Genomic DNA, 17,170 nt, shown 5'->3' with positions numbered 1-17,170 from the left:
CGGGGCAGCATGGCAGAGAGGAAAGGATCCGACGATGGCCCTGTTCAAGAAGCGTACGGTCGGCAAACCGGGCGAATGGTACTACTGCCTGGAGCACAAGAAGGTCGAGGAAGGTCCCGAGTGCCCGGCGAAGGACCGCTTCGGTCCGTACACCTCCCGCGAGGAGGCGCAGCACGCGATGGACACGGCGCGTGAGCGGAACCTCGACTGGGAGAACGACCCGAAGTGGCACGACCGCACGGACGAGACGCCCGACTAGGGCCGAGGCCCGGGTCCGGCACCTGCAGGGTCCCGCGCCTGGAAGGTCCTGCGCCCGAGACGCACCCCGCCCCGCCCGCCCGGGCTCCGTCACCAACGGGCGGGCGGGGGTGCCGTCAGCTGGTCCGCCAGCCGGGACAACCGGTCCCGGAACGTGCGGCGACCGCGCGGAGCGGGCGTACCGTTCTCCCCCGCCGCCGCGCTGACCAGGTGCTGCACGGTGTCCAGGTCCACCTCGTCCCCCGCGGTCACCGTCAGTGCCTCATGGGCGAGCCCCCGCACCTCCGCGTCGCCCCCGTCCAGCGTCAGCACCGTCGCCCCCGCCCGGCGCGCGTCGTGCACCCGCTCCAGCAGGCCGCCGTCCGGCCGCTCCGGCGCCACCACGAGCAGAGTCTCGCCCCGCCCGGCCGCCTCGATCCGGCCCAGGCCCACGGCCAGGTGCACCGGATCGGCCGGGTCGACCCGGTGGCGTACGAGCGTGGGGCGCAGCTGCGGCAGCCCGGACCAGGTGGACTCGTCCACGAGGTGCGCCGCCATGTGCCACGGCTCGTACACCTCGGTACCCACCAGCAGCAGCCCACCACCCCGCGGCACGACCGAGGACCGCAGGGTCCGGGCGAACCGGCGGGCCGCCGCGGGCCACTCGGTCCCGGCCAGCACCTCACGCAGCAACGCGACACGCACAGCATCCATGACCCCGCATCATGCCCCCGACCTCCCCCGCAGGACTGCCGGAACGCGGCAGTCCACCCGGACGGGAAATGCCGGGGCCGAACACCGCCGCCCCCTGCGGGGCCGGCACGCGGCCTGACCCTCCGGGCGAGCGCCGTGACGGATGTCGCAGAGCGGCGCAGGGACAGGGCGCCCTTCCCTACCTCGCAGTAGGGTCGGCGCCATGACTACGAATGACAGCGGCAACGCGGCCAAGCCCCCCGCCCGGGACCCCTGGGACCTCCCCGACGTGTCCGGGCTGACCATCGGCGTACTCGGCGGCACCGGCCCCCAGGGCCGCGGTCTCGCCTACCGCTTCGCCCGCGCCGGGCAGAAGGTCGTCATCGGCTCCCGCGCCGCCGACCGGGCCGAGGCCGCCGCCGCCGAACTGGGCCTCGGGGTCGAGGGCACGGACAACGCGGAGTGCGCGCGCCGCAGCGACGTCGTGATCGTCGCGGTGCCGTGGGACGGACACGCCAGGACGCTGGAGTCGCTGCGCGAGGAACTCGCCGGGAAGCTCGTCGTCGACTGCGTCAACCCGCTCGGCTTCGACAAGAAGGGCGCCTACGCCCTGAAGCCCGAGGAGGGCAGCGCCGCGGAGCAGGCCGCCGCACTGCTCCCGGACTCCCGGGTCACCGCCGCCTTCCACCACCTCTCGGCGGTGCTGCTCCAGGACGCGACGATCGACGAGATCGACACCGACGTCATGGTGCTGGGCGAGGCACGCGCCGACACCGACATCGTGCAGGCACTCGCGGGCCGTGTCCCCGGGATGCGGGGCGTCTTCGCCGGCCGGCTGCGCAACGCCCACCAGGTCGAGTCGCTCGTCGCCAACCTGATCTCGGTCAACCGCCGCTACAAGGCACACGCGGGGCTGCGCACCACCGACGTGTGAGCCCGTGCCCGGAGCCGAATCGGGCATGAGGGACACTGGAGGGGACCGCGCACCATCCCCCGACAGGAGCACCAGCCCTCATGCCCCGCCTCGCTCTCTACGCCCTCGCCGTCTGCGTACTCGCCGTCGCCGCCGCCGTGGTCTCCTTCGTCCAGGGCAGCATCCTCCCCGGGATCGTCTGGGTGCTGATCGTCGGTCTCTCCTCGAACATGACGTGGTTCTACTTCCGCAGGCACAAGGCGGAAGCGGCAGCCGCGAGCTGACCGCTCACGCCCCCTGCGGCACCGCGCAGCCCGGGTCCTGGTCGCCGAACCACTCCTGCCAGAAGCGGTACGTGTCGAGCCCGCAGTACGTCTCGATCTCGCTGACGCCCAGCCCCCGCAGCAGTGCGTCGACCGCGTCGAAGAAGACCCCGTTCAGCTCCGGGATCCACAGCAGACCGAAGACCGCGATCAGCCCGAACGGCGCGAACGGCTCCACCTGGCGCCGGACCTTGTACGACAGCCAGGGCTCGATCACCCCGTAGCCGTCGAGCCCCGGGACCGGCAGGGAGTTCAGGATCGCGGCCGTCACCTGGAGCAGCGCGAGGAACGCCAGCGCCAGGCGGAAGGAGAGCGGGACTCCGTCCAGCGCGTCCAGCCAGAACGGCGCCGTGCACACGACCGCGAACAGGACGTTCGTCACAGGGCCCGCCGCCGAGATCAGGCTGTGCTTCCAGCGGCCGGTGATCCGGCCCCGCTCGATGTAGACCGCACCGCCCGGCAGGCCGATGCCGCCCATGATCACGAACAGCACGGGCAGCACGATGCTCAGCAGCGCGTGGGTGTACTTCAGGGGGTTCAGGGTGAGATAGCCCTTCGCCCCGATCGAGATGTCCCCGCTGTGCAGCGCCGTGCGCGCGTGCGCGTACTCGTGGAGGCAGAGCGAGACGATCCAGGCCGCGGTGACGAACAGGAAGACCGCGAATCCGGTCTGCTCCGCGAAGTCCGTCCACACCGCCCAGCCGGAGACGGCCATGACGGCGACGATCCCGAGGAAGATCGGACTGACCCGCCGGTCGCCCCGGCGGACTGCGGTGGTCATCGGCGGACTCCTGGTGGCTGGACGGCGGACGGCGAGCCCCGAACACTACGGGTGGCACGGCGAGAACGTCTCGTGGCCGGGTGGTAGTTCCACGAACCACCCGGCCGTCACGGACAATGGGCGCGTGCACTACGGCATCCTCGGTACCACCCGCGCACTCCGCGACGACGGCACGGCCGCAGCCCTCGGCGGGGCGCGGCTGCGTGCCCTGCTCACCGTGCTCGCCCTGCGCCCCGGGCGTACCGTCCCCGCCGGGGTGCTCGTGGACGAGGTCTGGGACGGAGATCCGCCCGCCGACGCGTCCGGCGCACTGCAGGCACTCGTGGGCCGGCTCCGGCGGGCGCTCGGCCGGGACGCGGTCGACTCCGTGGAGAACGGCTACCGGCTCGCCGTCGGCCCGGACGCCGTGGACCTGTACCGCTTCGAGCGGCTCGCGGGGGAGGGGGCGCGGGCCCTGACGGACGGCGACGCGGCGCGGGCGCTGACCGTCCTCGACGAGGCGCTCGCACTGTGGCGCGGGCCCGCCCTCGCCGATCTGCCCGACCGCGCGGTGGCCGCGGCCCGCTGGGAGGCCCGGCGCCTCGACGCGCGCCGCACCCGGATCACCGCCGCCCTCGCCCTGGGCCGCGCCGACGACGCCCTGCCCGAACTCACCGCGCTCTGCGCCGACCACCCGATCGACGAACCCCTCCAGGCCCTCCGCATCAGGGCGCTGCAGGCCGCCGGGCGCCCCGCGCAGGCCCTCGCGGCGTACGAGGACGCGCGGACGGTACTCGCCGACCGCCTGGGTACCGCCCCCGGCCCCGAGCTGCGCAAGCTGTACGAGGAACTGCTGCACCAGGACCCGCCCCGCCCGGCCCCGGCACCCGGCCGCGTCCGCGTCCGCCAGGGCAACCTGCGGGCCAGGCTCACCAGCTTCGTCGGGCGGGAGACGGACATCGCCGGACTGCGCGAGGACCTGACCCGGGCCCGGCTGGTCACCCTGCTCGGCCCCGGCGGCGCCGGGAAGACCAGACTGTCCCAGGAGGCCGCCGAGACGGTCGCCGCCTCCTGGCCCGACGGGGTCTGGTTCGTGGAGCTCGCCCCCGTCGACGACCCGGGCGCCGTCGCCGAGGCCGTACTGAGCGCCATCGGTGCCCGGGAGACCGTGCTGCGGGGTGCGGGCGCCGAGGAGATCCGCGCCGTCGAACGCGCGGCCGAGCGGGGTTCCGACCGTGCCGGGAGCGCCGTCGTCCAGCTCACCGAACACTGCTCCGGGCGCGGCATGCTCCTGCTGCTCGACAACTGTGAGCACGTGATCGAGGCGGCGGCGGAACTCGCCGACCATCTCCTCGCCCACTGCCCGGGCCTCACCGTCCTCGCCACGAGCCGTGAACCCCTCGGCGTCCCGGGCGAGTTGCTGCACCCCGTGGGCCCGCTGCCGGACCCCATGGCCCTGCGTCTGCTCGCCGACCGAGGCGCCGCCGCCAGGCCCGGCTTCCGCGTCGACGCCGACGAGGAGACCGCGGCGGCCTGCGCGGAGATCTGCCGCCGTCTGGACGGTCTGCCGCTCGCCATCGAACTCGCGGCGGCCCGGCTGCGGATGCTCGGCCCACGCCAGATCGCCGACCGCCTCGACGACCGCTTCCGCCTGCTCACCAGCGGGAGCCGTACGGTGCTGCCGCGCCAGCAGACCCTGCGGGCCGTCGTCGACTGGTCCTGGGACCTCCTCGACACGGCCGAACGCGCGGTGCTCCGGCGGCTGTCGGTGTTCGCCGGCGGGTGTGCGCTGACCGCGGCCGAGGAGGTCTGCTCCGTCGGGGGCGTCGACGCCCGCGACATCGCGGGGATCCTCGGCTCCCTGGTCGACAAGTCCCTCGTCGTCGCGGCCCCGGACAGCGACGACGGGATGCGGTACCGGCTCCTGGAGACCGTCGCCGAGTACGCCTCGGACCGGCTCGACGAGGCCGGCGAGCGGGCCGCCGTCGAGCGGCGCCACCTCGTCCACCACCGGGAGCTCGCCCGCCTCACCGATCCGCTGCTCCGCGGCGCGGGACAGCAGGACGCCCTCGCCCTGCTCCGGCGCGAGTACGAGAACCTGCGCACCGCCCTGCGCCGGGCCGAGGCCGCCCGGGACGAGCAGGAGCTCCTCTGCCTCGTCCTCTCCCTCGGCTGGTACTGGCAGATGCGCGATCTGCGGACCGACGCCCGGCACTGGGCCGACGCGGCGGCGGAGCTCGGCCCCGACCCGTTCGCCGAGCCCGTCGAACCGGCCCCCTCCCTGCTGGAACGGTGCACGGACAGGCCGCCGCCGATGGAGCCCGAGCAGCTCCAGGAGGCCCGGCGCGGTGTGCGGCTGATCCAGCTGGCCAACATGGACCACTCGACCGACGAGTGGACCACCGAGGAGGGCATCGCGCGGCTGAAGGCGATCGCCCGCACCTACCGGGCCGGTCAGCCGCAGACCTGCCGGATGCCGGGATCGCTCTGGCTGTTCGCCGTCCTGTTCACCGGGGATCCCGACCAGCTGCGCGAACTGGTCGACGAGACGGTCCGCACCTGCCGGGAGCTCGGCTACGAGTGGGAGCTCGCCGCCGCCCTGCAGATGCGGGCCAACGTCCTGGCCAACCGCCCCGACTGGGCGGGCGGGGCCCGGCAGGACGCGGACGAGAGCCTCGGCATCTTCGTACGCGTCGGTGACGCCTGGGGCGCCGCCGAGGCGCTCTCCTCCCGGGGCGAGGCCAACGAGCGCACCGGTCGGAGCGCGGCGGCGGCCGAGGACTTCCGTACCGCGGTCACCTATGCCGAGCGGCTCGGTGCCCAGTCCCAGGTCGCGCTGCTGCGCGCCAGATACGCCTCCGCCCTCTGCGAGACGGGCCGGGGCGAGGAGGGGGAGCCCATCCTGCGTGAGGTGCTGGACGCGGGACGGCACGCCGGGCACGAGGCGAGACCCGCCGCCCGGCTCTACCTCGCCATGTATCTGGGCCGGACGGGCCGTACGGCCGAGGCGCGTGAGCAGCTCGAACTCCTGCGTGAGGAGTTCGGATCGGAGACCGTGGCGATCTTCGAGGGCTTCGTGCTGGGGCTGCAGGCCTGGCTGGACAACCTCGACGGGCGGTACGCCAGGGGCCTGGACCGGGCCTCCCGCGCGCTGGAGCGGTCGCAGGGATCGATGTCGCAGATGGTGGCGCCCGACATGCCCTCGCTGCACCTCGTCGTCGTCGCCTGGTCGCTGGGCGGGCTCGGCGGCGAGCGGCGGAGCAGGGACGCGGCGCGGCTGCTCGGTCTGCACGAGGCGCTGCTCCCGGACCGTCACGTACCGACGGTGACTGAGCGGCAGAACCGCGCCCGCGCGGAGGAGATCGCCCGCGCGGGCCTGCCGGACGACGCCACCTTCGACGCCGCGTACGCCGAGGGCGGTGGCCTCACACTCGACGAGGCCACCGCCCTGACGGACGCGTACGCGCGGGAGGCGGACACCGCCCCGTGATCAGGTCCGCTTGCGGAACCTGCTGACCGCGAGCGGGCCGGCCACCACGGTGATGCCCACGGCCCAGGCGAGGGTCACCCACACCGAGTGGGCGACCGGTCCGCCCATCATCAGGCCGCGCACCGCGTCCGCCAGGTTGGACAGCGGGTTGACGTCGGTGAACGTCTGGAGCCAGCCCGGCATCGTCTGGGTCGGCGCGAAGATGGACGAACCGAACTGCAGCGGCATCAGCACCAGGAACCCCACGCCCTGAACCGCCTGGGCCGTCTTCATGGCGAGCCCGAGCAGGATGAAGATCCACATGATCGCGGCGGCGAACACCGCCGAGAGCGCGACGGCCGCGAACAGTCCGGCCACCGAGGTGCCCAGCTCCATCCCGAGCGCGAAACCCATGCCGAGCAGGATGAGGGTGGCGATCATCATCCGGCCGAGCTCGACCACGATCTTCGCGATGAGGACCGAGGAACGGGCGATCGGCATCGTACGGAACCGGTCCATGACACCCTTGCGGAAGTCGTCGTTGACGCCGGTGCCGACCGCGGACGCGATGTTCATCCCCATCATCGCCATCAGGCCGGGGACCAGGTAGTTGAGGTACTCCTGCCGGCCGCCGCCCATGCTCCCGCCGACGGAACCGCCGAAGACGTACACGAAGAGCAGGGTGAAGACGATCGGCATCAGGAGGACGTCGAACATCGACTCCGGATCCTTCTTGATCTGGAGCAGATTGCGCCGCGCCAGCGCGCCGATGTGCCGCAGATTGGCGCGCAGCCCGATCCGGTCCTCGTCGGAGAAGGTCTTCACCGGTGCGGGGCCGGTGGGCGTGGGCGTCAGTGTCGCCGTGCTCATGCCGCGACCTCCTGGGCGATCGTGTCGGTCGGGTGGCCGGACTTCTCGCCCGTGATGGCGAGGAACACCTCGTCCAGGCTGGGCAGGGCGGTGGCGACATGGGCGAGGGAGAAGCCCCGGGTGCCGAGGAGCCCGATCACGGCGGTCAGCTGCTCGTCGCTGAGGATCGGCACGTACAGCAGCCCCTCGTCAGGGACGGCCTGCGCACCGGCGATCCCGTCGAGCCCGGCCTCCCTGAGCGTCTGTGCCATTTCGGCCAGCCGCGCCGGGTCCGAGGGCCGGATCTGCAGGGTGCGGCCACCGACCTTCGCCTTGAGCTCGTCGACCCCGCCGCCGGCGATGATTTTGCCCTTGTCGATGACGGTGAGCTCGTCGGCGAGCCGCTCGGCCTCTTCCATGTACTGGGTGGTGAGCAGCACGGTCGCCCCCTCCGCGACCATGCGCTGCACCTCGTCCCAGACCTCGTTGCGGGTACGGGGGTCGAGTCCGGTCGTCGGCTCGTCCAGATAGAGGACCGACGGGCTGCCGATCATCGAGGCGGCCAGGTCGAGCCGGCGCCGCATACCGCCGGAGTAGTCCATCGCGGGCCGCTTGGCCGCCTCGGTGAGCGAGAACCGCTCCAGCAGCTCGTCGGCGCGGGCCCGCGCGGTCTTCCGCGGCAGATCGAGCAGCCGCCCGATCATGTAGAGGTTCTCCCAGCCGGACAGCTTCTCGTCGACCGAGGCGTACTGCCCGGTCAGACCGATGGTGCGGCGCAGCTGCCGTGGCTGCCTCACCACGTCGAAGCCGGCGACGACGGCATGGCCGGCGTCCGGGACGACCAGGGTGGACAGGCAGCGTACGAGTGTGGTCTTGCCGGCGCCGTTGGGCCCGAGCACACCGAGGACGGTGCCTTCGCGCACATCGAGGTCCACGCCGTCCAGCGCCTTGGTCGAGCCGTAGTGCTTGACCAGCCCCCGTACCTCGACGGCGTTCCCGCCGCTGCTGGGGTTCTTGTCGTTTCGCGTCATGTCCACCATGACATCAGCCCTCACCGACAAGTCGGCGACAAGTCACCGACATGTCGCTGACAGCCGATCGGCCGAAGGGCGACAGCCCGCCGATGGGGGAAGTCGGCGGGCTGTCGGTGGTGCGGCAGTGGTCAGTGGGGCGTCAGTGGAAGGTGTGCTCGGCCTGCGGGAACGATCCGCCGACGACCTCGTCGGCGAACTCCTTCGCGGCGTCCCCGAGCACCCGGCGCAGGTTCGCGTACTGCTTGGTGAAGCGGGGCACCTTGCCGCCGGTCAGTCCGGCCATGTCCGTCCAGACCAGGACCTGGGCGTCCGTGTCAGGGCCGGCGCCGATCCCGATGGTCGGGATGTGCAGGGTGCGGGTCACCTCGGCGGCCAGCTCGGCCGGCACCAGCTCCAGGACGACGGCGAACGCACCCGCGTCCTGCACCGCCTTCGCGTCGCGCAGCAGCTGCTGCGCCGCCTCCTCGCCGCGGCCCTGCACCCGGTAGCCCATGGTGTTGACGGACTGCGGGGTCAGACCGATGTGTCCCATGACCGGGATGCCGGCCTCGACCAGCAGCCGGATCTGCTCGTGTGACCGCTCGCCGCCCTCCAGTTTGACCGCGCCGACCCCGGAGTCCTTGATCAGGCGGGTGGCGTTGCGCAGGGCCTGGACCGGGCTCTCCTGGTACGCGCCGAAGGGCAGGTCGGCGACGATGAGGGCACGCGTGGTGCCCCGCACGACGGCGGCGGAGAGCATGGCCATCTCGTCCATCGTGACGGGCACGGTGGTCTCGTAGCCGAGGTGGCAGTTGCCCATCGAGTCACCGACGAGCATGACCGGGATGCCGGCCTCGTCGAACACGGACGCGGTCATCGCGTCGTATGCGGTGAGCATGGGCCACTTCTCCCCGCGCTCGGTGGCGGCGGCGATGTCGTTGACCGTGATGCGACGGGTGCTCTTTCCCCCGTACAACGCCTTGCCGGCGGCGGGGGAGGAACCTGTGGAGGGTGTGACGGCCTGATTCTGCGCAGCCTGAACAGACATGGCGTACTGCTCCTTCGTCATCTCGAGGCGCCCTGACGGCGTCCCCGGATCCCTTCCATGGTGGCATCCCGGAGCCGTTCCCGGGAAGTGGGCCCCCCGGGGTAAAGACTTTCCAATACGAGACGGTCTCGTATCGAAACAGGGTTAGGCTCGTCCCCATGCCCACGCCCATACCGTCCGGCGCCCCCGCCGCCGAGTCCCGTGTCCCGGAAGCGGTCCACCGCCGCCGATGGGTCATCCTCACCGTCCTCATGTTCAGCCTGCTCATCGTCGTGCTGGACAACTCCATCCTGAACGTGGCGGTCAAGACGATCGCCGGCCCCGCGCCGACCGGCATCGGCGCGACCCAGAGCGAGCTCGAGTGGGCGATCAACTCCTACACGCTCGTCTTCGCCGGACTGCTCTTCACCGCCGGCCTGCTCGGCGACCGGATCGGCCGCAAGAAGGTCCTCCTGGCCGGGATCCTGGTCTTCGGCATCGGCTCCGGCCTCGCCGCGCTCTCCACCACACCCGGCGAACTCATCACCTGGCGCGCCCTGATGGGCTTCGGCGCGGCGTTCGTGATGCCGGCCACGCTCGCGGTCCTGATGAACGTCTTCGAACGTGACGAGCAGCCCAAGGCCATCGGCATCTGGGCCGGCGGCGTCGGCCTCGGCATCGCCATCGGCCCGATCACCGGCGGCCTGCTCCTGGAGCACTTCTGGTGGGGCTCGATCTTCCTCGTCAACGTCCCCGTGGTGATCGTCGCGCTGATCGCCATGGCCGTCCTCGTACCGGACTCCCGGGACCCGAACCCCGGCCGGATCGACCCGCCGGGCGTCCTGCTGTCCGTCGTCGGCCTGGTCCTGCTGGTGTACGGCATCATCCGGGGCGGCGAACTCGCCGACTTCACCGGCCTCACCGTGCTCGCGCCGCTGCTCGGCGGGCTGCTCGTGCTGACACTCTTCGTGCTGCACCAGAAGCGCAGCAGCCACCCGTCGATCGACATCTCCTATTTCCGGAAGCCGGCCTTCTCCGCCGCGGTCGCCGCCATCGCGCTGGTCTTCTTCGCGCTGATGGGCGTCACCTTCTTCTCCGCCTTCTACCTCCAGAGCGTGCGCGGCTACAGCGCCCTGCAGTCGGGGCTGCTCGTCCTGCCGCTCGCCGCCGCGCAGATGATCTTCGCGCCGCGCGCCCGGCTGGTCGTCGACCGGTTCGGCGCGCGTGCGGTCTGCACCGTCGGCATGCTGCTGGTCGCGGGTGGCCTGGCGGCCTTCGCGCTCTTCGGCACGGACACGCCGGTCTGGGTGATGTGCGTGGTCTTCTTCGTCCAGGGCACGGGTATGGCGCACATCATGCCGCCGGTCACCGTCGCCGTGATGCAGGCGCTGCCCCGCGAACGGGCGGGCTCGGGTTCGGCCATCAACAACACGTTCCGCCAGGTCGGCGGGGCGCTCGGCATCGCCGTGCTCGGCTCGGTGCTGTCCACGGTCTACCGGGGTGGCATCGAGGGCCACCTCGCCGGCGTCCCGGCCGCGGCGCGGGACGTCGCGGGCGAGTCGATCGAGGCGACGCTCGGCGTCGCGGCCGGAATGGGCCCGGCGGGCCCGCCGCTGATCGCCGCGGCGAACGACGCGTTCATCTCGGCGATGCACGTCACGGCCCTCGGCTCGGCGGCGGTCGCCCTGATCGGCGCCCTGGTGGTCGGCCTGTTCCTCCCGGGCAGGTCCCCCCACCCGTCCGTCGAGGACCCCCGGCCCACCACCCCGGCACCGGCCCCCGGCAGGACCCTGACCGGAGGCACCAGGAACCCGTAACCGCCCGAACCCCGCCGGGCGAGCCCAGGCGACCTGTGTCAGGGCAGGACGCGAGGGCCCGTGTGGGGGCGGGCAGTCCCCGAGCCCGTCCGGCGTTCGAGGACGATCGGTCACGCCGGGCAGTCCTAGCCCGTCCGGCGTCCGAGGACGAAACGTCACGTCGGACGGGCCCGGCGGGTCTGCGTCAGGGCGGATCGGGAGGGCCGTGTCGGGGGCGGGCAATTCAAGCCCGTCCGGCGTTCGAGGACAACGCGTCACGCCGGGCGGGCCCGGCCCCACCCCCGCCCCGAGCGGCGGTCGCCCCGCCCCCACAGGTCGGCGAGAATCGGAACGAACGGCGGACGGCGACCCGGGAACCGCGAACGGCAACCGCGCCCCGCGACCCGCACAGCGAAAGGACCCACGTGCAGGCGGCACAGGACCAGCCCCAGGACCAGGCCGGGAGCGATCACGAGCCCCGCCGCGGCCGCCCCCGCAGCGCCGCCGCCGAGCGGGCGATCCTCGACGCCGTCGTGGAACTGCTGGAGTCCGGGGAACCCCTGGCCGGCCTGTCCATCGAGCGCATCGCCCGCACCGCGGGCGTCGGCAAGGCCACCATCTACCGCCGCTGGAGCGGTAAGGAGGAGCTCTTCGTCGACGTCCTGCGCGACATCGAGCCCGCCGACCCCACCGTCTCCGGCACCGCCGGCCTCGCCGACCTGCGCCTCCTGCTGGAGTCCGTGCGGACCCGGGGCCTCGCCCAGCGTTCCTCGGTCCTCCTGCACAATGTGTTCGCGCAGATGAAGAGCCACCCCAAGCTGTGGGCCGAGTACCAGGGCACCGTCATCGCACCACGCCGGGTGGCGATGCTGGCCGCCGTCCGGCGCGCGGTGGAAGCGGGCGAGCTCCGCGACGACCTGGACGTGGAACTCATGGACGACATGTTCCTCGGCCCGATGCTCGTACGTACCGTCCACCGCCCCGAGTCCGCCCTGCCCGACGACCTGGTGGACCGCGTCATCCGGGTCCTGCTCCAGGGCCTCGCGCCGAAACCGCAGGTCAACGCGGAGATCCCGGCGTCCGCCCGCGCATGAGCGTTCCGTCACAAGCACCCACAACCGTCCCGCCGACCGGAACCCCCGACACCACTTCCGTCGTCCTGATGCCAGTACGGCCGTCGTCGACGGCAGGAATACCGCCGTTCATCGCCTAGGGTCGTGGGGCGCGGCGATGTGTACGGCAAGGCAGTGAGGACAAGCGCGATGGTGCAGGCGTACAGGGCGGACACCGAGAACACCGACCGAGGTCCGCTCGGACGCGGATCCCGCCTCCAGGCCCTGCGGCACAGACTGACCACGGACCGGGGCATCTGGCGACGCGGCATCCTCCTCGCGATCTGCTCGGTCCTCCTCACCCTGGTGATGGTCTTCCACTCGGAGATCCCCAACGCCATCGGCAACACCGGCAGCCTCATCGAGACCTTCCTGCCGTGGTTCGGCCTGCTCGTGGCGCCGCTGCTGATCCTCGGCCTCCTCCGGCGTTCGGCGACCGCGCTGATCGCGCTGCTCCTGCCGGTCGTCGTCTGGCTGAACCTCTTCGGCGGTCTGCTGTTCGCCGACAAGTCCGGCACCGGCGGCAACCTCACCGTCGCCACGCACAACGTCAACGCGGGCAACCCCGACCCCACGGGCACCGCCCAGCAGGTCGCGGGCTCCGGCGCGGACGTGGTGGCCCTCCAGGAACTGCCCGCCGGCAAGGTGGCCACGTACGAGAAGGCACTCGCCGCCCGCTACCCGCACCATTCGGTGCAGGGCACGGTCGGCCTGTGGAGCAAGTACCCGCTGACCGGCTCCCGCCCCGTCGACATCAAGCTGGGCTGGACCCGCGCGATGCGCGCCACGGTCACCACACCGGACGGCTCGATCGCGGTGTACGTCGCCCACCTCCCCTCCGTACGGGTCAAGCTCCACGCGGGCTTCACCGCCAACCAGCGGGACAAGAGCGCCGACGCCCTGGGCGAGGCGATCGGCGACGAGCGGCTCGACCGGGTGGCCCTGCTCGGCGACCTGAACGGCACGATGAACGACCGTTCCCTGAACGCGGTCACGGCCCAGATGCGGTCCACCCAGGGCGCGGCGGGCGACGGCTTCGGGTTCAGCTGGCCGGCGTCGCTCCCGATGGCGCGGATCGACCAGATCATGGTCCGGGGCGTCGAACCCCTCTCCTCCTGGACCCTCCCGGCCACGGACAGCGACCACCTCCCGATCGCGGCCCGCATCCGACTCTGACCGACCGGGGCGCAATCGGTTGTCGGCCGATGCCCAGGACGTCGCCGACCTGATGGACGGCGAGCGGGAGGTCGGGACCGTGGCGCAGGACGGCCTTCGCCGACCCGCGCGTCGCGACCACCCGTGATCTTCGCCACCGGGCAGGCCGGGCGGCCGCCTTCCTGCCCGGCTCCGGCGTACCGCCGAATCCGTTCCGACCAGCGGTCCCGGCATCCTCGCGCCGCCGGAGCAGGCACAGGCCACATCTGGGCGCAACGGTGTGTTCACCTCCGGGCATGAATCGTCTGCGACACTTTGTTCCGGATGAATACATAGTCCCGGACCGGCAACGAAGCCGACGCTCCCACCACCACCTCCCGCCACCCGGCTCCACAGGCCGGGCCGCGCGCCTGCCCGAAAGGTCACCTCCATGCCCCTGGCCCTGCTCGCCCTCGCTGTGAGCGCCTTCGGCATCGGCACCACCGAGTTCGTGATGATGGGCCTGCTGCCCAACGTCGCGGACGATCTGGGAACGTCCGTGCCGACCGCCGGCTACCTCGTCTCCGCCTACGCGATCGGCGTCGTCCTCGGCGCCCCGCTGCTCACCGCCCTCGGCTCACGGGTGCCGCGCAAGCGGATGCTCCTGCTGCTGATGGCCCTCTTCACCGTCGGCAACCTCGCCTCGGCGTTCGCCCCCGACTTCGGCTGGCTGCTCGCGGGCCGCTTCCTGGCCGGGCTGCCGCACGGGGCGTTCTTCGGGGTCGGCGCCGTCGTCGCCGCCCGGCTGGTCCCGGACGGCCGGCAGGCCCGCGCCGTGGCGACCATGTTCCTCGGACTGACCGTCGCCAACATCGTCGGCGTACCCGCCGCCACCCTGCTCGGCCAGCACCTCGGCTGGCGCGCCACGTTCGTCGTCGTCTCGGTGATCGGGGTCGTCGCCATGGCGGCGCTCGCCCGGCTCGTACCGCAGATGCCCACCGAGGCGCACCAGAACGTACGACGTGAGATGCGGGCGCTCGGCAACCGGCAGGTGCTGCTCGGGCTGCTCACCGCGGTGCTCGGCTTCGCCGGTGTCTTCGCCGTCTACTCCTACCTCTCCGCCATGACGACCGAGGCCATGGGTTTCGGCGAGTCCTCGGTGACACTCGTCCTGGCACTGTTCGGCATCGGGATGACCCTGGGCGCTCTGGCGGCCGGACCACTGACGGACCGCGCGCTGCGCCCCACGCTCTACGGATCGCTGGCCGCGCTGGCCGTCGTCCTCGTGGTCTTCCCGTTCACCGTGCACGTGCAGTGGGCGGCACTCGTGATGGTGGTCCTGCTGGGCGGGATCGGATTCATGACCACCACGCCGCTGCAGATGCTCGTGATGAACAAGGCCAAGGACGCCCCCACCCTCGCGTCCGCCTCCAACCACTCCGCGTTCAACCTGGCCAACGCGGGCGGCGCCTGGCTCGGCGGCGTGGCCATCGCGGCGGGCTGGGGCTGGACGTCACCGGCCCTGGTCGGCGCGGTACTCGCGGTCGCCGGCCTCGCGGTGGCGGTCACGGCCGGCTTCCTGGACCGGACCCCGGGAACCTCACGGGTGGTGGCGGGGGCGAGTGCGACCACGGCTGAGGTGCACCGCAAGCAGGAGGCCGGGGCGCGCTGACCGCGCACCCCGGCCCGAGGAGGCGTACGCCGGACGGTCCCGGCGTACGCCTCCCGCGCGTCAGCTCGACTCGCGCCACCGGTTCGTGATCGGCAGACGGCGGTCCTTGCCGAAGCCCTTCGGCGAGATCTTCGTGCCCGGCGGGTACTGCCGGCGCTTGTACTCCGCCGTGTCCACCATCCGCAGCGTCTTCGCCACCAGTTCCCCGTCGAAGCCCGCCGCGACGATCGCGTCGAGCCCCTGGTCCCGGTCGACGTACATCTCCAGGATCCGGTCCAGCACGTCGTAGTCCGGCAGTGAGTCCGTGTCCACCTGGTCCGGGCGCAGTTCGGCGCTCGGCGGCTTGGTGATGGAGGCCTCCGGGATCGGCGGGGTCTGCCCACGCTCCTCGGCGGCACGGTTGCGCCACTTCGCGAGGCGGAACACCGACGTCTTGTACACGTCCTTGATCGGCCCGTACGCGCCGACGGAGTCGCCGTACAGCGTGGAGTAACCGACGGCCAGCTCCGACTTGTTGCCCGGCGCGAGGACGATCTGGCCCTCCTGGTTGGAGATGGCCATCAGCATCGTGCCGCGCAGCCGCGACTGGAGGTTCTCCTCGGCGAGACCGGTGAGCCCCAGCGATCCCATGTACGCGTCGAACATCGGCTCGATCGGCACGGTGCGGAAGTTCAGCCCGGTACGCCGGGCCAGCTCGGCCGCGTCACCCTTGGAGTGGTCCGAGGAGTACTTCGACGGCATCGAGACGCCGTACACGTTCGCGGCCCCCAGGGCGTCGCAGGCGATGGCCGCGACCAGTGCCGAGTCGATGCCGCCCGAGAGTCCGATCAGCACACTGCTGAAACCGTTCTTCGCGGCGTACGCGCGCAGGCCCACGACCAGCGCCGAGTACAGCTCCTCGTCGTCGTCGAGCCGCTCCGCGTAGCCGCCGGCCAGCTCCGGCTCGTACGCGGGGAGGGGCTCCTCGGAGATCACCACGTGGTCGACGCGCAGCCCGTCGTTCACGACCCCGGACGGGGCCTCGGACGCGGCGGCCGGCAGATCCAGGTCCAGGATCACGCTGCCCTCGGCGAACTGCGGGGCACGGGCGATCACCTCGCCGTCCTTGTCGACGACGATCGAGTCACCGTCGAAGACCAGCTCGTCCTGGCCGCCGATCATCGCCAGGTAGGCGGTCGTGCAACCGGCCTCCTGCGCGCGCTTGCGGACCAGTTCGAGCCGGCTGTCGTCCTTGTCACGCTCGTACGGCGACGCGTTGATCGACAGCAGCAGCCCGGCCCCGGCGGCACGGGCGGCCGGGACCCGGCCGCCGTCCTGCCAGAGGTCCTCACAGATCGCGAGCGCCACATCGATGCCGCGCACCCGCACGACGGGCATCGAGTCGCCCGGCACGAAGTACCGGAACTCGTCGAACACGCCGTAGTTGGGCAGGTGGTGCTTGGCGAAGTTCAGCGCGACCTGCCCGCGGTGCAGGACCGCCGCGGCGTTGCGCGGGGAACCGGCGGGCTGCCCGTAGCGCGCCGCCGCGTGCTCGGAGCGGTCGAGGTAGCCGACGACCACCGGCAGCTCGCCGAAGCCCTCGTCGACGAGGCGGACGGCGAGCGCGCGCAGCGCCGCCCGGGAGGCCTCGACGAAGGACGACCGCAGGGCCAGGTCCTCGACGGGGTATCCGGTCAGCACCATCTCGGGGAACGCCACCAGATGGGCGCCCTGCTCGGCGGCGTGCCGGGTCCAGTGGACGACGGACTCGGAGTTGGCGGCGATGTCACCGACGGTCGAGTCGATCTGATTCAGTGCGAGACGTAGTTGAGGCACGCGGCCCAGTGTAATCGTCTTTCTGACGCGATGTCCTGGCGGGCCCGCGGAATTCCGGCCGGGGGCGGGCGGGCGCGGGTCCGGGGCCGCTGCCGACGGGGCCGGACGGGCCGTCGCGACAGCGGGGGAGGGGGCGCAGCGCGGGGCGCCGCGAAGGGAGGACCGTGGCGGGGCGCGGCGCCCCCGGACGTCCGGGGGCGCGTGCGCGCTCCGGCGGGCCGGTTCCCGCAGTCCGGCACCCCGCGCACGCGCGGTGGCGCCGGGCCGGTTCCCGCAGTCCGGCACCCCGCGCACGCGCGGTGGCGCCGGGCCGGTTCCCGCAGTCCGGCACCCCGCGCACGCGCGGTGGCGCCGGGC

General features: G+C 72.4%; 14 protein-coding genes. 8 read left to right on the top strand and 6 right to left on the bottom strand.

The window, feature by feature from the left end; all coding sequences use genetic code 11:
• Positions 1–34: 34 nt before the first annotated feature.
• Positions 35–259, top strand: a complete 225-nt coding sequence (locus ACFWVP_RS00265; protein ID WP_384492684.1) for a hypothetical protein — start codon at positions 35–37, stop codon at positions 257–259.
• 89 nt (positions 260–348) lie between these two features.
• Here the strand turns inward: ACFWVP_RS00265 and ACFWVP_RS00260 are convergent, their stop codons facing one another.
• Positions 349–951 carry a hypothetical protein gene (locus ACFWVP_RS00260; RefSeq protein ID WP_384492683.1) on the bottom strand — a complete coding sequence of 201 codons (603 nt, stop codon included), beginning with the start codon at positions 949–951 and terminating at the stop codon, positions 349–351.
• A gap of 202 nt (positions 952–1,153) precedes the next feature.
• Here ACFWVP_RS00260 and npdG point away from each other — a divergent pair, with 202 nt between their 5' ends.
• Both npdG and ACFWVP_RS00250 read left to right on the top strand, forming a co-directional pair.
• Entirely contained in the window at positions 1,154–1,864 is a 711-nt protein-coding gene (gene npdG, locus ACFWVP_RS00255; RefSeq protein ID WP_384492682.1) for an NADPH-dependent F420 reductase, read from the top strand.
• 80 nt (positions 1,865–1,944) lie between these two features.
• Positions 1,945–2,127 (top strand): hypothetical protein, encoded by a 183-nt coding sequence (locus ACFWVP_RS00250; RefSeq protein WP_384492681.1) that lies wholly within the window; start codon positions 1,945–1,947, stop codon positions 2,125–2,127.
• Positions 2,128–2,131: 4 nt separating this feature from the next.
• On the opposite strand, the gene ACFWVP_RS00245 is transcribed toward ACFWVP_RS00250, so the two are convergent.
• On the bottom strand, positions 2,132–2,947 hold the full coding sequence (locus ACFWVP_RS00245; RefSeq protein WP_384492680.1) for a site-2 protease family protein: 816 nt from the start codon (positions 2,945–2,947) through the stop codon (positions 2,132–2,134).
• A gap of 124 nt (positions 2,948–3,071) precedes the next feature.
• Here ACFWVP_RS00245 and ACFWVP_RS00240 point away from each other — a divergent pair, with 124 nt between their 5' ends.
• Positions 3,072–6,416 (top strand): BTAD domain-containing putative transcriptional regulator, encoded by a 3,345-nt coding sequence (locus ACFWVP_RS00240; protein WP_384492679.1) that lies wholly within the window; start codon positions 3,072–3,074, stop codon positions 6,414–6,416.
• Here ACFWVP_RS00240 and ACFWVP_RS00235 read toward each other — a convergent pair whose 3' ends face one another.
• From ACFWVP_RS00235 to panB, 3 genes are all read right to left on the bottom strand, one after another.
• Positions 6,417–7,265 carry an ABC transporter permease gene (locus ACFWVP_RS00235; protein ID WP_384492678.1) on the bottom strand — a complete coding sequence of 283 codons (849 nt, stop codon included), beginning with the start codon at positions 7,263–7,265 and terminating at the stop codon, positions 6,417–6,419.
• Entirely contained in the window at positions 7,262–8,284 is a 1,023-nt protein-coding gene (locus tag ACFWVP_RS00230; RefSeq protein ID WP_384492677.1) for an ATP-binding cassette domain-containing protein, read from the bottom strand. The genes ACFWVP_RS00235 and ACFWVP_RS00230 overlap by 4 nt, the downstream gene beginning before the upstream one ends.
• Before the next feature lie 133 nt (positions 8,285–8,417).
• Positions 8,418–9,305, bottom strand: a complete 888-nt coding sequence (gene panB, locus ACFWVP_RS00225) for a 3-methyl-2-oxobutanoate hydroxymethyltransferase (RefSeq protein ID WP_384492676.1) — start codon at positions 9,303–9,305, stop codon at positions 8,418–8,420.
• A 158-nt stretch (positions 9,306–9,463) separates the two neighbouring features.
• On the opposite strand from panB, the gene ACFWVP_RS00220 reads away from it, so the two are divergent.
• The 4 genes from ACFWVP_RS00220 to ACFWVP_RS00205 all read left to right on the top strand — a co-directional run bounded on the left by ACFWVP_RS00220 (position 9,464) and on the right by ACFWVP_RS00205 (position 14,998).
• On the top strand, positions 9,464–11,101 hold the full coding sequence (locus ACFWVP_RS00220; RefSeq protein ID WP_384492675.1) for an MFS transporter: 1,638 nt from the start codon (positions 9,464–9,466) through the stop codon (positions 11,099–11,101).
• Positions 11,102–11,505: 404 nt separating this feature from the next.
• Complete coding sequence (locus ACFWVP_RS00215) at positions 11,506–12,174, top strand: TetR/AcrR family transcriptional regulator (RefSeq protein ID WP_384492674.1); 669 nt, start codon at positions 11,506–11,508, stop codon at positions 12,172–12,174.
• Positions 12,175–12,342: 168 nt separating this feature from the next.
• Positions 12,343–13,368: an endonuclease/exonuclease/phosphatase family protein gene (locus tag ACFWVP_RS00210; RefSeq protein ID WP_384492673.1), complete on the top strand. Its 1,026-nt coding sequence runs from the start codon at positions 12,343–12,345 to the stop codon at positions 13,366–13,368.
• Positions 13,369–13,777: 409 nt separating this feature from the next.
• The gene (locus ACFWVP_RS00205) at positions 13,778–14,998 is read left to right on the top strand and encodes an MFS transporter (RefSeq protein ID WP_384492672.1); all 1,221 of its coding nucleotides are present in this window, start codon (positions 13,778–13,780) and stop codon (positions 14,996–14,998) included.
• 60 nt (positions 14,999–15,058) lie between these two features.
• Here ACFWVP_RS00205 and ACFWVP_RS00200 read toward each other — a convergent pair whose 3' ends face one another.
• Positions 15,059–16,813 carry an NAD+ synthase gene (locus ACFWVP_RS00200; RefSeq protein WP_384492671.1) on the bottom strand — a complete coding sequence of 585 codons (1,755 nt, stop codon included), beginning with the start codon at positions 16,811–16,813 and terminating at the stop codon, positions 15,059–15,061.
• Between the last annotated feature and the right edge of the window lie 357 nt (positions 16,814–17,170).

Origin of the sequence: Streptomyces sp. NPDC058637, assembly GCF_042717325.1 — a bacterium.
Lineage (GTDB): Bacteria > Actinomycetota > Actinomycetes > Streptomycetales > Streptomycetaceae > Streptomyces.
This window is presented reverse-complemented; position numbering and strand designations above follow the sequence as displayed.

Bases quoted from the DNA above. Each gene is read 5' to 3' on its own strand.
- ACFWVP_RS00265 (WP_384492684.1), top strand. From the start codon at position 35: ATGGCCCTGTTCAAGAAGCGTACGGTCGGCAAACCGGGCGAATGGTAC.
- ACFWVP_RS00260 (WP_384492683.1), bottom strand. From the start codon at position 951: ATGGATGCTGTGCGTGTCGCGTTGCTGCGTGAGGTGCTGGCCGGGACC.
- npdG (WP_384492682.1), top strand. From the start codon at position 1,154: ATGACTACGAATGACAGCGGCAACGCGGCCAAGCCCCCCGCCCGGGAC.
- ACFWVP_RS00250 (WP_384492681.1), top strand. From the start codon at position 1,945: ATGCCCCGCCTCGCTCTCTACGCCCTCGCCGTCTGCGTACTCGCCGTC.
- ACFWVP_RS00245 (WP_384492680.1), bottom strand. From the start codon at position 2,947: ATGACCACCGCAGTCCGCCGGGGCGACCGGCGGGTCAGTCCGATCTTC.
- ACFWVP_RS00235 (WP_384492678.1), bottom strand. From the start codon at position 7,265: ATGAGCACGGCGACACTGACGCCCACGCCCACCGGCCCCGCACCGGTG.
- ACFWVP_RS00230 (WP_384492677.1), bottom strand. From the start codon at position 8,284: ATGGTGGACATGACGCGAAACGACAAGAACCCCAGCAGCGGCGGGAAC.
- panB (WP_384492676.1), bottom strand. From the start codon at position 9,305: ATGTCTGTTCAGGCTGCGCAGAATCAGGCCGTCACACCCTCCACAGGT.
- ACFWVP_RS00220 (WP_384492675.1), top strand. From the start codon at position 9,464: ATGCCCACGCCCATACCGTCCGGCGCCCCCGCCGCCGAGTCCCGTGTC.
- ACFWVP_RS00210 (WP_384492673.1), top strand. From the start codon at position 12,343: ATGGTGCAGGCGTACAGGGCGGACACCGAGAACACCGACCGAGGTCCG.
- ACFWVP_RS00205 (WP_384492672.1), top strand. From the start codon at position 13,778: ATGCCCCTGGCCCTGCTCGCCCTCGCTGTGAGCGCCTTCGGCATCGGC.